General features: G+C 51.2%; 14 protein-coding genes. 12 read left to right on the forward strand and 2 right to left on the reverse strand.

Annotated elements, in window-relative coordinates; genetic code table 11:
• The first annotated feature begins 7 nt into the window (after window positions 1-7).
• The 6 genes from GQ51_RS08330 (at window position 8) to GQ51_RS08355 (ending at window position 5,127) form a co-directional block, all read left to right on the forward strand.
• Window positions 8-1,012, forward strand: a complete 1,005-nt coding sequence (locus GQ51_RS08330) for a sensor histidine kinase (protein ID WP_047552041.1) — start codon at window positions 8-10, stop codon at window positions 1,010-1,012.
• Window positions 1,012-1,749, forward strand: a complete 738-nt coding sequence (locus tag GQ51_RS08335; protein ID WP_442922099.1) for a LytR/AlgR family response regulator transcription factor — start codon at window positions 1,012-1,014, stop codon at window positions 1,747-1,749. The genes GQ51_RS08330 and GQ51_RS08335 overlap by 1 nt, the downstream gene beginning before the upstream one ends.
• A gap of 108 nt (window positions 1,750-1,857) precedes the next feature.
• On the forward strand, window positions 1,858-2,811 hold the full coding sequence (gene hemC, locus GQ51_RS08340) for a hydroxymethylbilane synthase (RefSeq protein WP_047552043.1): 954 nt from the start codon (window positions 1,858-1,860) through the stop codon (window positions 2,809-2,811).
• A 32-nt stretch (window positions 2,812-2,843) separates the two neighbouring features.
• Window positions 2,844-3,665 carry a uroporphyrinogen-III synthase gene (locus GQ51_RS08345; RefSeq protein WP_052177771.1) on the forward strand — a complete coding sequence of 274 codons (822 nt, stop codon included), beginning with the start codon at window positions 2,844-2,846 and terminating at the stop codon, window positions 3,663-3,665.
• Window positions 3,646-4,698: a uroporphyrinogen-III C-methyltransferase gene (locus GQ51_RS08350; protein WP_235276196.1), complete on the forward strand. Its 1,053-nt coding sequence runs from the start codon at window positions 3,646-3,648 to the stop codon at window positions 4,696-4,698. Before GQ51_RS08345 ends, GQ51_RS08350 begins: the two co-directional genes overlap by 20 nt.
• A 6-nt stretch (window positions 4,699-4,704) precedes the next feature.
• Entirely contained in the window at window positions 4,705-5,127 is a 423-nt protein-coding gene (locus GQ51_RS08355; RefSeq protein ID WP_047552045.1) for a heme biosynthesis HemY N-terminal domain-containing protein, read from the forward strand.
• Between the two features lie 29 nt (window positions 5,128-5,156).
• Here GQ51_RS08355 and GQ51_RS08360 read toward each other — a convergent pair whose 3' ends face one another.
• Entirely contained in the window at window positions 5,157-6,191 is a 1,035-nt protein-coding gene (locus tag GQ51_RS08360; RefSeq protein ID WP_047552046.1) for a CDP-6-deoxy-delta-3,4-glucoseen reductase, read from the reverse strand.
• A 170-nt stretch (window positions 6,192-6,361) separates the two neighbouring features.
• Window positions 6,362-6,781 (reverse strand): FxsA family protein, encoded by a 420-nt coding sequence (locus GQ51_RS08365; RefSeq protein WP_047552048.1) that lies wholly within the window; start codon window positions 6,779-6,781, stop codon window positions 6,362-6,364.
• 16 nt (window positions 6,782-6,797) lie between these two features.
• Between GQ51_RS08365 and cutA the strand changes: the two genes are divergently transcribed.
• The 6 genes from cutA (at window position 6,798) to accC (ending at window position 12,082) form a co-directional block, all read left to right on the forward strand.
• Window positions 6,798-7,172, forward strand: a complete 375-nt coding sequence (gene cutA, locus GQ51_RS08370; RefSeq protein WP_047552049.1) for a divalent-cation tolerance protein CutA — start codon at window positions 6,798-6,800, stop codon at window positions 7,170-7,172.
• Window positions 7,166-9,052: a protein-disulfide reductase DsbD gene (dsbD, locus tag GQ51_RS08375; protein ID WP_081987127.1), complete on the forward strand. Its 1,887-nt coding sequence runs from the start codon at window positions 7,166-7,168 to the stop codon at window positions 9,050-9,052. Before cutA ends, dsbD begins: the two co-directional genes overlap by 7 nt.
• Window positions 9,046-9,597: a TlpA disulfide reductase family protein gene (locus GQ51_RS08380; protein WP_047552050.1), complete on the forward strand. Its 552-nt coding sequence runs from the start codon at window positions 9,046-9,048 to the stop codon at window positions 9,595-9,597. The genes dsbD and GQ51_RS08380 overlap by 7 nt, the downstream gene beginning before the upstream one ends.
• Before the next feature lie 161 nt (window positions 9,598-9,758).
• The gene (aroQ, locus tag GQ51_RS08385) at window positions 9,759-10,211 is read left to right on the forward strand and encodes a type II 3-dehydroquinate dehydratase (protein ID WP_047552052.1); all 453 of its coding nucleotides are present in this window, start codon (window positions 9,759-9,761) and stop codon (window positions 10,209-10,211) included.
• Window positions 10,212-10,244: 33 nt separating this feature from the next.
• Window positions 10,245-10,697 (forward strand): acetyl-CoA carboxylase biotin carboxyl carrier protein, encoded by a 453-nt coding sequence (accB, locus tag GQ51_RS08390; RefSeq protein WP_047552054.1) that lies wholly within the window; start codon window positions 10,245-10,247, stop codon window positions 10,695-10,697.
• Between the two features lie 35 nt (window positions 10,698-10,732).
• On the forward strand, window positions 10,733-12,082 hold the full coding sequence (gene accC, locus GQ51_RS08395) for an acetyl-CoA carboxylase biotin carboxylase subunit (RefSeq protein ID WP_047554056.1): 1,350 nt from the start codon (window positions 10,733-10,735) through the stop codon (window positions 12,080-12,082).
• The last annotated feature ends 7 nt before the right edge of the window (window positions 12,083-12,089 follow it).

The following is a 12,089-nucleotide window of genomic DNA, read 5'->3' on the forward strand; positions in this document are numbered from 1 at the left end:
AACCAACATGAAAAATACCGGCCGTTTACCCAATATCCGTAATCTGGGCATACTGTTACGCGTACTGATCATCGCTAACACTGCCTTAATATTGGTTGCCTATACCTTGAGCGCAGACCCGGTAGATTTCTTCGAACACATGGCGGCCATCTCCGCGCTGGCGCAACCCATGCTGTTAGGCTGCCTGCTTTTACTTTATGGCTGCTACCCCCTGATTGTCAGGTTAAATTATCCACAGGGGCTGGTCGCGATATTCACCCTGGTCATGCTATGCACCTTAATCATCTATATGCTGTTTGCCCGGCTCTGGGTTTTCGATGACCTGCCGGCATTGTCACGCATACTTTTTACTGCCGCCGCCATCAGCGCAATCACGCTGTATTATTTTAACCTGCGCTATCGCGCGCAGTCGCCGGCCGTGACCGAAGCGCGGCTGCAGGCGCTGCAGGCACGCATCCGCCCGCATTTTCTGTTTAACAGCATCAATGCCGTGCTCTCGCTCATCCGCAGCCAGCCCAAGCAGGCCGAAACCGCTTTAGAAGACATGGCAGACCTGTTTCGCGTACTGATGGCCGACAACCGTGAATTGGTGCCGCTCGCACAGGAAATCGCACTGTGCCGGCAATACCTGGCACTGGAAAAGCTGCGCCTGAACGAACGCCTGAATATTCAATGGCAGATTGACAATATGCCACCGGATGCCATGATTCCGCCACTGGTGCTCCAGCCGCTGGTGGAAAATGCGGTTTACCACGGGATTGAGCCGCTGGCCAGCGGCGGCACTATTACGATTCAGATCTATACCAGATTGAACGAAATCCACCTGGTGCTGAAAAACCCCTACAATACGCAGAATAACCGCCAGCACGGCAATAAAATGGCGCTTGGCAATATCAAGGAGCGACTGGCACTGCACTTCGATCTTGAAGCCTCCCTTAAAAACAGTCAGGAAAAAGGCGAATATGTCGTGCATATCGTCCTGCCCCATCAGAAACAGACACAGAAACATTGATGCCCATGCTTAACATCCTGATCGCCGATGATGAAGCCCCTGCCCGCAATCGTTTGCGCGACCTGCTGACCGATATCGGCAACACCCATATTGTTGCCGAAGCCAAAAACGGGAAGGAAGCCCTGCTGCGTGCAGATGAGTTGCAGCCGGACATCGTGCTGCTGGATATCCGCATGCCGGAAATGGACGGCATCGAGGCTGCGCAGCACTTGCAGAATCTACCCAGGCCGCCAGCCGTTATTTTCACCACCGCCTTTGATAATTACGCTATCCAGGCCTTTGACATGAATGCCGTCGACTATTTATTAAAACCGATCAGGTTGGAGCGGCTGGAAAAAGCGCTGCAAAAGGCACGCGCCCTGCAGCCGCAGCAGCTTGCTGCAATCACACCGCTATCGCCAAGAAAAACGCACCTCACGATCACAGAGCGTGGCCGCATCCTGCTAGTACCTGTTGACGACATCATCTACCTGCGCGCCGAACTCAAATACGTCACCGTACGTACGGCAGAACGTGAATACCTGCTTGAAGAGTCGCTGACGCATCTGGAACAGGAGTTCGCGCATTTATTCATCCGCCTGCATCGCAACTGCCTGGTTGCACAGGCTTATATCCTCGGCTATGAAAAACGCAGCAGCGATGAACATGGCGAAAAACAATGGGTAGCGCTGTTAAAGCACGTGCCGGAAACCGTCACGGTCAGTCGCCGTCAGCAGCATCTTATCCGCATGACCTGATTCAGCTTGATATCAGGGCGCTTAAAGACTGTTTAGCCAAGGCTACCGTACAGCTTGTGATAAAATAAACGCTCATTATTTAAAATCAGCATAGCCTGTACTTAGCGCATGAACAACTCCGCCAACCCAACCCCAAATACACCGGCTCCGAAAAAACTGGTGATCGCATCCCGTGAAAGCGCGCTTGCCATGTGGCAGGCACGTCATATTCAAAGCCGCCTGCAGGCGCTGTACCCGGAAACCGAAGTCACTATCCTGGGCATGACGACAACCGGCGACCAGATTCTGGACACCCCCTTGGCCAAAGTCGGCGGCAAAGGTCTGTTTGTGAAAGAACTGGAAACAGCATTGGCAGATGGTCGCGCCGACCTTGCCGTACACAGCATGAAGGATGTGCCGATGAACCTCCCGGAAGGCTTTGTGCTGGCAGCCACCGGTGAGCGTGAAGACGCCCGCGATGCCTTTGTTTCAAACGACTTTGCATCACTTGAAGACCTGCCGGCAGGCAGCATCGTCGGCACCTCTAGCCTGCGCCGCCAAAGCCAGCTGCAGGCGCGTTTTCCGCACCTGAAAATCGAATCCCTGCGCGGCAACCTGCAAACGCGCTTACGCAAACTGGACGAAGGTCAGTATGCCGCGATCATTCTTGCAGCAGCAGGTTTAATCCGCCTGGAACTGGGCAGCAGGATCCGTCAGTTCATTACCCCGGAACAGAGTATTCCGGCTGTTGGTCAGGGCGCGCTGGGCATAGAAATAAACGCCAGCCGAACTGATATGGTCGCGGTGCTTGCACCGCTCAACCACGCTGACACCCAGGTATGCGTTGAAGCAGAACGCGGCATGAGCCGCACCCTGGCAGGCAGCTGCACCGTACCACTCGGTGCCTACGCGGTATGTGAAGGCGATAACATCCGTATCACCGGTTTTGTCGCCAGTGTCGATGGCACACAGATGCTGGTTGAAACTGCAACCGGCAACAGAAACGAAGCCGAAGCCTTGGGTAGGAAACTGGCAAGCCAGTTGATTGCGCAAGGTGCAGATAAAATCCTGGCTGCTCTGTAGCAAAAGCCAACAACCCTCCGGTATACCTGAATATGACTTCTGACCAGCTGCTGAAGAATTTGCATGTCGCGGTAACACGGCCGGTCGATCAGGCGCAAAGCCTTTGCAGGGCGATCGAGAAAAATGGCGGTGTTGCTATTGAGTTTCCATTAATTGCCGTTTCTGCGCTGGAGAATTATCAAACTTTTGAACAGCAGATAACACAGTTAGTTAACACTGACCTGGCCATATTCATCAGCACGAACGCCGTAGATTTTGCGGTGCCGCGTGTACTTGAAAAATATGGTCAATTTCCGCAGCAATTAAGATTTGCCGCTATCGGTCACCAGACTGCGAATGCCCTGCGCCAGTACGGGATCAATGATGTGCTGATTCCCGAAGGCCGTTATGACAGTGAAACCCTGCTGGCACTGCCTGAGATGCAGGAGGTTTCCGGCAAGACTGTCGCCATCTTCCGCGGCGCAGGCGGACGTGAGCTGATGGCAGAGACACTGAAAGCGCGTGGCGCCCATGTGTATTTTGCAGAAAGCTATCGGCGCATCAACCCGCAGCATAGCACCGAGGCTCTGAGCGGCAGTTGGCAGCAGCGCAAGCTGGACGCCGTAATCGTGACCAGCAGCGAAGCCATGCGCTACCTGCTGCAAATGGCCCAGGGCGAAACCTGGCTGCAGCATGTCACTTTATGCGTCAATCATGAGAGAATAGCTGAACTGCCAAGGCAGCTTGGTCTGAAAGTGCTGGTTGCCGAAGCCCCTGGAGATGCTGCAATGCTGCAATGCTTATCACAACTTGTTAATTCACAGCCTGTTAATTCACAGCCTGCTGGATCTGGACATGTTCAACATCATGAATGACCAGGATATGCAAGCGCAGCCGATGCAGAAAAACAAGCCATCCATGGTGAACATAAGCTGGGTTGTACTGGTAATCGCCGCACTGTCCACACTTGCCTGGCAATGGCTCAATACCCGGCATAAATTTAACGAGATCGAGCTATCGCTGAGCCAGAAGCTGGAACAATACCAGGCCATCAATAAACAAAGCCTGGCTCTCGCCAAGCAAGCTGAAGAACGCAGCGTCCAGGCCAATATGCGCACCATCGTGCTGGAACAGAAACTTGCTGAATCACGCGACCAGCAAGAGGCTCTGCAAACACTTTACACCCAGCTCGCAGAAAACCGTGAATCAACCGCAGTGGCCGAAGTAGAACAGCTGCTCACCATTGCCAGCCAGCAACTGCAATTGAGCGGCAATGTAAAATCAGCCCTGCTCGCCTTGCAGGCTGCCTATAAACGCCTCGAACCCCTGGAGTTGCCACGCGCTATCCAGCTGCGCGAAACCCTCAATCTCGAAATAGAGCGCCTGCGCGAAATACCGCAAGTAGATGTGATCAGCATGAGTTCGCAGCTTACCCATCTGTCGGAGCTGTGCGGAAAGCTGCCTTTAATCAGTGAGCGCCAGCCGACGCTGAATGCGAAGGCTGCTGCAGAGCAACTGCCGGTGCAAGCGGAAACTACCTTACAGAAACTGGTTAACGGCATCTGGGATGACATCAGGAACCTGGTCACGGTAGAGCGCATCAACAAACCGGAACCACCATTACTGGCGGTGGACCAGTCTTTCTATTTGCGGGAGAACCTGAGGCTAAGGCTGCTGACCGCACGCGTGGCGCTGCTGCAGCATGACGAGGCAACTTACAAAGCCGATTTGAACACCGTTAAAAACTGGCTGAATGAATATTTTGATACCAAACATCCGGACACCATCAAAGCCTTCGCTCTGCTGAACAAATTATCCAGCAACAATATCAGCATTGAATTGCCGCAGCTCGCAGAGAGTTTTGCCGCGGTCAATCGCTATAAGCTGACATTGGAACAGAATGACTGATAATCCATGATCAAGCATAGAATCTTCTGGTGGCTGCTGATGCCCCTGCTACTGGCAGGCTTGGTATGGCTGGCCAGCAATAATGAAGGCTACGTACTGATTGTACGCACACCTTACCGCATACAGGTTTCGTTTAACTTTTTCCTGGTTTTATATGTGCTGAGTTTTCTAGGCTTGCATTACTGCCTGCGCTTTGTGCATTTCCTGCGCTGGCTGCCTTTTAAAAGACGCAGCAAAAAAGAAACCCTGCGCTTGAAAGCGGGCAATGCGGTATTGCTGGAGGGCATGCATGCATTGGCGGAAGGCGACCTGGAAAAGGCCGAAGCCTCTGCCAAACTGGCACAGGAGCTGATACAGAATACTGACCTGGAAAAATTGATTCAGGCACTGGCGGCTGCAAAAAACAAACAGGGCCTGCTATTTAAATAAACAGGCCCCGTGCCGTGACCGCTATTAATTTATACGGCAGCAGCCGGCGGGGTTACCGGCTTGGCGTAATTGAAAGCATCCGAATAAAAGGCATCTTCCGGCAAGCCGGCCTGCTGGAAGCTGGCATGGGCAACTTCCACCATGGCCGGGGCACCGCAGCAATACACTTCATAAGCACTTAAATCCACAATATCATCCAATACGGCCTGGTGTACCAATCCGGTTCTGCCCTGCCAGTGATCTTCGGCAACGGCGTCCGACAATACCGGGATAAACTTGATATGCGGGTATTCTTTTGCCCACGCCTCCGGCAGCTCAGGCATATACAGGTCTGCGCCCGCCCTGGCACCCCAATACAGCGTGACCTCACGTTTAATATTGTTGTGTATCATATGCTCAATAATGCCCTTGATCGGCGCAAACCCGGTACCGCCAGCAACCATGACCATCGGTTTATCAGAGTTATCACGGTAATAAAAACTGCCAAACGGGCCTTCAATGCGCAAAATGGCTTTATCCGGCATTTCATTAAACACATATTCAGTAAACACGCCGCCCGGAATCAGGCGCAGATGCAGTTCCAGCAAGTTATCCGCATGTGGCGCATTCGCGAGTGAGAAAGCACGGCGCTTGCCGTCTTTGAGCAGGAATTCGACATATTGACCTGCCATGAACTGTAAACGCTCATTGCTCGGCAGTTTCAGAAACAGCGCCATGACATCATGTGATAACTGCTGCTTGCGTTCAACCCTGGCTGGCAGGATACGCGGCACGATGGTGCCGATAATCACTTCCCTGCACTCAACGGTCAGGTCAGACAAAGGCCGCGCGCAGCAGAAAAGCGCTTTGCCTGCCGCCTTTTCGTCTTCAGATAATGCGCTGCTTGCATAGTCCCCGTAATCAACTTCCCCGCTCAGGATCTTTCCCTTACAGCTGCCGCAGGCACCGTTACGGCATCCATAAGGGATATTAAAGCCAGCCTCCAGGGCTGATTCCAGAACTGTTTCGTAAACTTTGGCACTGCAAGTATGCCCACTGGGTTGAATCGTAATTTGATATGTCATGTCAGGTACTTCTAAGGGGTTGATTAAAGTTAATATCAGGGCATTTCTATAGATGCAGGGTTTGGTGCAGTATTACCCGCATGCCCGCGCAACAGTGTCATGCGTCCTGGCGGCTTAAGCAGGCAATCAGCCAGGCTGATACCCGAAAAAATGTATCGATAAAAATGTCTTCAGTCTTCACGGCGGAATTCTCCCTCTATTACATCGTCATTCGCGGCCTGATAAGGTGATGATCGATACGGTTCATCTGGAGAAGGCGCATTCAATGGCTGCGTATTTCTGATCGGGATCAACAGCAGGGTTACCGCAATAATATCAGTGATCACTCCGGGCAGCATTAACAATACGCCTGCAATGATATTGCGTAAACTACCGAATACCGCTTTTGCAGGGCTGCCGCCGCTGGTCAGATTCTGCATCATGCGTAAACTGAATGAGGATTTCTCCTCACGGATCAGGCGCAGCCCCAACCAGCCTACCGCGATCAGATACACCAGCAATAACCAGCCATAGCGATCTGCCAATTGAATCAACAGCCATATCTCTGCGATTGGAAAAGCGAGTAAAATCAAACCTACAAAAAAACGCATGTGATGCTACCTTTAAATGTCGAATCAAAAAACAGCCATACAAAATGAAGTCATTCTGGATGAAGTCATACTAGTGCTGACCAATATGCCGGACGAACCGAGCGCCAGGCACCTGGCGGAAACCCTGCTAATGCAGAAACTGGCGGCATGCGTCAACCTGCTGGCGGCCTGTCAGTCACTATACTCATGGCAAGGCAAGCTGGAACATGCCACTGAAATACCGGTGCTGATTAAAACCAGCCAGGCACAATACGGCGCAGTGGAAGCTGCCATTATAAAAATGCATCCTTATGAACTTCCTGAAATAATCACTATCAACGTAGATGGTGGCTTGCCCCGATATTTACAATGGGTAAATGCACAATTATCTGCTGAAGGCTCTACATGTTAAAAAGATTTCCATATTTTTTATTAATTCTGTTCACAGTCTTTACCGCCCAGTTGAGCCATGCCGGCAATGCCAGCAGCTTTACAAAAAGCCTGTTCAGCAACGACACGGCTGAAGATGAATTTCTGTCTCCGGATGCTGCATTCGCATTGGACATTGTTCAGGCCGACGGTCAGATCAATGCCGACTTCAAGATTGCGCCAGGATATTACCTGTACAAAGAGCGCATCAAATTTGTGTTATCGCCCGACCACGATCATGAAGTGAAGCTACCTGCCGGCGACATCAAGAACGACCCTAATTTTGGCAGGATGGAAGTCTATCATCATGATTTCACTGGCAATATCATACTCAAAGGCACTGACAGCGCCCCCATCACGATCAAAGCCACCTATCAGGGCTGCAGCGAGAAAGGCTTATGTTATGCGCCTCAGCACAAGACATTCATCGTCAATCCACAGGCGGCTGATAATTCAGATAATGCTGCCGGCCTGAAAGTTCCAGACAACGCAAACCCTGGTAGTGCCGCCAGCCGTGGCAGCATTTCCGATAGCGACAGCCAGGCGGCCAACCTGCTCAAAAGCGGAAAATGGTGGCTGATCATCCTGGGTTTCTTTACCGCCGGCCTGCTGCTGTCATTCACGCCTTGCGTATTCCCGATGATTCCGATCCTGTCTTCGATCATCATTGGCAAAAACGCACATGTTTCGCGCCTGCATGCATTCAACCTGTCCCTGGCTTACACATTCGGCATGTGCCTGACTTACACGCTTGCGGGTATCGCTGCAGGCTTATCCGGACAGATGCTGAGTGCCGCATTGCAAACGCCATGGGCACTGGGCTTTGGTGCGCTGGTGTTCGCACTCCTGGCACTATCGATGTTCGGTTTCTATGAGCTCAAGCTGCCGAGCAACCTTGAAAACGGGCTGATGTCCGCCAGCCGCCGTATCAAAGGCGGAAAATTCTTCAGTGATTTCCTGATGGGCATACTGTCGGCATTAATCATCAGCCCCTGCGTAGCGGCACCGCTAGCCGGTGCGTTGCTGTACATCAGTAAAACCAGCGATGTAGTACTGGGCGGCGTAGCCCTGTTTTCACTATCGCTCGGCATGGGCGCACCGCTCCTGCTTATCGGTGCATCTGCCGGTACGCTGCTGCCTAAAGTCGGCAGCTGGATGAATGCCGTACGCAACTTGTTTGGCGTACTCATGCTGGGGGTTGCGCTGTGGCTGATTACGCCGATTATTCCAGTCAGCCTGCAGCTTGCATTATGGGCAGCACTCCTCATCGTGCCCGCAATTTTCATGCATGCGCTGGATCCGCTGCCTGTTGATGCAAAACCGGCGCTCAGGTTCTGGAAAGGCATCGCCTTGATGCTGCTGGTCACCGGCCTGGCGATGCTGATCGGCGCATTATCCAATGCAAAATCACCACTGCAGCCGCTTGGTGGCCTGCTGGCAGCAAAAAACGGCTCATCCCAACAGCAGCCGCAGCATGCCAGCCTGGATTTTAAACGCGTCAAGAACCTGACTGAACTGGATGCCGCATTAAAATCCGCGCAAGGCAAACCGGTAATGCTCGATTTTTACGCTGACTGGTGCGTATCATGCAAAGAAATGGATCAGTTCACATTCAGTGACCAGCGTGTGCAGGCTGCACTGAAAGACACCGTTCTGCTGCAGGCTGATGTCACCGGCAATACGACTGAAGACAAAGCCTTATTACAGAAATTTGGCCTGTTTGGCCCTCCGGGCATTTTATTTTTCAACGACAAAGCACAAGAAGAAACCCGGCTTAAAGTGGTCGGTTATAAAAATGCCGATGATTTCCTGCAAATCCTGAACCAGCGGGGCAGCTGCCTGCCGGAAACTATCCAATGTTAAAAAAATCACTTTCCTTAACCGCCTACCTGGCAGTGATTATTATTTTGGGGCTGATTATCAGGCACTTTTCCATCAACCCGCCGGCCGGCAAACCGGCCATCAGCGCAGCGCCGCTATTTAACGCTCCGCTCACTGACATCCACGGCAGCAAACAGGATCTGAGCCAATATAAAGGCAAAATCATCGTGCTTAATTTCTGGGCGACATGGTGCCCGCCCTGCCGCGAAGAAATGCCGGAACTTTCCCAGCTGCACATGGAGTATAAAGACAGGAATGTTGTGGTATTAGGCGTCGCGGAAGATGAGCCGGCTCCAGTCAGAGAATATCTGCAACTTTCCCCTGTGGCATATCCGGTTTTTATTGCCGAAAATGAAAGCGCGGATCTCGGAATGCATCTGGGCAATGATAAAAGCGTCTTGCCTTATACAGTAATTATAGGGACAGATGGCAACGTGATAGGTACATTTTTTGGCAGAATAAACAAACCACTGCTCGAAAAATCGCTGCAAATCTTATTGCCGCAACAGAAATTGGCATATAATTAAAACACCGCCGTATAAAAAGCCTTGATCTGCAACCGCATAATTTATATGTAATTTCGCTTAATTACATTAATGTTGCTGGACAAAATCCATTAACTTCGGCAAACTTGCGTTTATGAAATACCGTAATAAACGCACAAATTCGCTCATAAAGGCACACCTCCATGCAATCTAAATCGATTTTAGTATTACATGGTCCCAATCTCAACCTGTTGGGGCTGCGTGAACCTGAACATTATGGCAGCGCTACACTGGACAGCATTAACCATGCACTCTCCAGCAAAGCAAAGTCAGCCGGTATCGCATTGGAGTCCTTTCAAAGCAATTCTGAAGCCGAGCTTGTCACTAAAATCCAGTCTTTAGCCACAAATAAGGCTGATTTTGTAATCATCAACCCGGCAGCATTCACGCATACATCAGTTGCCATGCGCGATGCATTAAGTGCAGTAAAAGTGCCTTTCATTGAAGTACACCTATCTAACGTTTTTGCACGTGAAACATTCCGCCACCACTCATATTTCACTGATATTGCAGTTGGCATTATCAGCGGCTTGGGCGCACAGGGCTATTCCTTGGCGCTTGACTACGCTATTCAACATATAAATCGTTCTAATTAATATAATTAAAATTAAAATTTTCAGAGGGTTATCATGGATTTACGCAAACTTAAAAAGTTAATCGATTTGGTAGAAGAATCTGGCATCTCAGAACTTGAGCTTACAGAAGACGGCGAGAAGGTACGCATTAGCCGCAATTTCACATCAAATGCAGCAGTACAGCAATACGCTCCCGCGCCTATGCAATACAGCACCCCGCAATTTGCAGCGCCTGCTGCTGCACCGGCTGCCGAAGCACCTGCGGCTGAAGAAGGCCATGCAGTTAAATCGCCGATGGTAGGTACTTTCTACCGCTCACCCTCACCGGACGCAAAAGCATTTGTAGAAGTCGGCGACACGGTTGCCGTTGGTGACACCCTGTGTATCGTTGAAGCGATGAAACTGCTCAACGAAATCGAGTCTGATAAAGCCGGTGTTATCAAAAAAATCTTAGTCGATAATGGTCAAGCCATTGAATACGGCGAACCACTCTTCATTATTGGCTAAAATTTTTTAAAGAATGGGATTCAACTTTCATGGCTATGTTTGACAAAATCTTAATCGCAAATCGCGGCGAAATCGCATTACGCGTTCAGCGCGCCTGTCGCGAGCTTGGTATCAGGACGGTCGCTGTTCACTCAGAGGCTGACCGTGATGCCAAATACGTAAAATTAGCAGACGAATCCGTTTGTATCGGCCCGGCTCCATCCAGCCAAAGCTACCTGAATGTTCCGGCCGTGATCAGTGCCGCCGAGGTTACCGATGCTCAGGCGATTCACCCCGGTTATGGTTTTTTATCTGAAAATGCCGACTTTGCGGAACGAGTAGAACAAAGTGGTTTTGTATTCATTGGCCCACGTGCCGAAACTATCCGCCTGATGGGTGACAAGGTTTCTGCCAAAGATGCAATGCGTAAAGCCGGTGTGCCGTGCGTACCGGGTTCTGATGGTGCCCTGCCTGACGACCCTGCAGAAATTATTAAAATCGCCAAGCATATCGGTTACCCGGTCATTATTAAAGCGGCCGGCGGCGGCGGCGGTCGGGGCATGCGCGTGGTACACACGGAAGCAGCCTTGCTCACATCCGTGAACATGACCAAGGCTGAAGCGCAGGCTGCCTTTGGCAACCCCATGGTTTACATGGAAAAATACCTGGAAAAACCACGCCATATCGAAATCCAGGTGTTAGCGGACCAGCATGGCAACGCAGTGTTTTTAGGTGAGCGTGACTGCTCTATGCAGCGTCGCCACCAGAAGATTATTGAAGAGGCGCCTGCGCCCTTATTGAATACTCGCCTGCGCGACAAAATCGGCGAACGCTGTGCCGAAGCATGCCGTAAAATCAAATATCGCGGCGCCGGTACTTTTGAATTCCTGTATGAAAACAACGAGTTTTATTTTATTGAAATGAATACGCGTTTACAGGTGGAGCATACCGTTACCGAAATGATTACCGGTATTGACCTGGTGCAGCAGCAGATTTTCGTGGCCGCCGGCGAAAAACTGAAATTCCGCCAGAAAGACGTCCAGCTGCGCGGACACGCGATTGAATGCCGTATCAACGCAGAAGACCCTTACAGCTTCGTACCGTCACCCGGCAAGATCAACCGCTTCCACATGCCAGGCGGACCCGGCGTTCGCGTCGATACACATGCTTTTGGCGGCTACACAGTGCCTCCGCACTATGACTCCATGATCGGCAAGTTGATTACCTACGGCGATACGCGCGAACAGGCGATAGCACGGATGCGCATTGCACTGTCTGAAATGTATGTCGAAGGCATTCACACCAATATCGAACTGCACGCGGAGTTAATGGCAGATGCAGCGTTTCACCTGGGCGGCACCAGCATTCATTACCTTGAGCAGAAACTCGGTATCTACAATAAATAAACAGGGT

This window comes from Methylotenera sp. G11 (genome assembly GCF_000799735.1).
GTDB lineage: Bacteria > Pseudomonadota > Gammaproteobacteria > Burkholderiales > Methylophilaceae > Methylotenera.

Coding starts and splice junctions, on each gene's coding strand:
- GQ51_RS08330 (WP_047552041.1), top strand. CDS start 8: ATGAAAAATACCGGCCGTTTACCCAATATCCGTAATCTGGGCATACTG.
- GQ51_RS08355 (WP_047552045.1), top strand. CDS start 4,705: ATGATCAAGCATAGAATCTTCTGGTGGCTGCTGATGCCCCTGCTACTG.
- accB (WP_047552054.1), top strand. CDS start 10,245: ATGGATTTACGCAAACTTAAAAAGTTAATCGATTTGGTAGAAGAATCT.
- cutA (WP_047552049.1), top strand. CDS start 6,798: ATGTCGAATCAAAAAACAGCCATACAAAATGAAGTCATTCTGGATGAA.
- GQ51_RS08380 (WP_047552050.1), top strand. CDS start 9,046: ATGTTAAAAAAATCACTTTCCTTAACCGCCTACCTGGCAGTGATTATT.
- GQ51_RS08335 (WP_442922099.1), top strand. CDS start 1,012: ATGCCCATGCTTAACATCCTGATCGCCGATGATGAAGCCCCTGCCCGC.
- GQ51_RS08360 (WP_047552046.1), bottom strand. CDS start 6,191: ATGACATATCAAATTACGATTCAACCCAGTGGGCATACTTGCAGTGCC.
- hemC (WP_047552043.1), top strand. CDS start 1,858: ATGAACAACTCCGCCAACCCAACCCCAAATACACCGGCTCCGAAAAAA.
- aroQ (WP_047552052.1), top strand. CDS start 9,759: ATGCAATCTAAATCGATTTTAGTATTACATGGTCCCAATCTCAACCTG.
- dsbD (WP_081987127.1), top strand. CDS start 7,166: ATGTTAAAAAGATTTCCATATTTTTTATTAATTCTGTTCACAGTCTTT.
- GQ51_RS08365 (WP_047552048.1), bottom strand. CDS start 6,781: ATGCGTTTTTTTGTAGGTTTGATTTTACTCGCTTTTCCAATCGCAGAG.
- GQ51_RS08345 (WP_052177771.1), top strand. CDS start 2,844: ATGACTTCTGACCAGCTGCTGAAGAATTTGCATGTCGCGGTAACACGG.
- GQ51_RS08350 (WP_235276196.1), top strand. CDS start 3,646: ATGTTCAACATCATGAATGACCAGGATATGCAAGCGCAGCCGATGCAG.
- accC (WP_047554056.1), top strand. CDS start 10,733: ATGTTTGACAAAATCTTAATCGCAAATCGCGGCGAAATCGCATTACGC.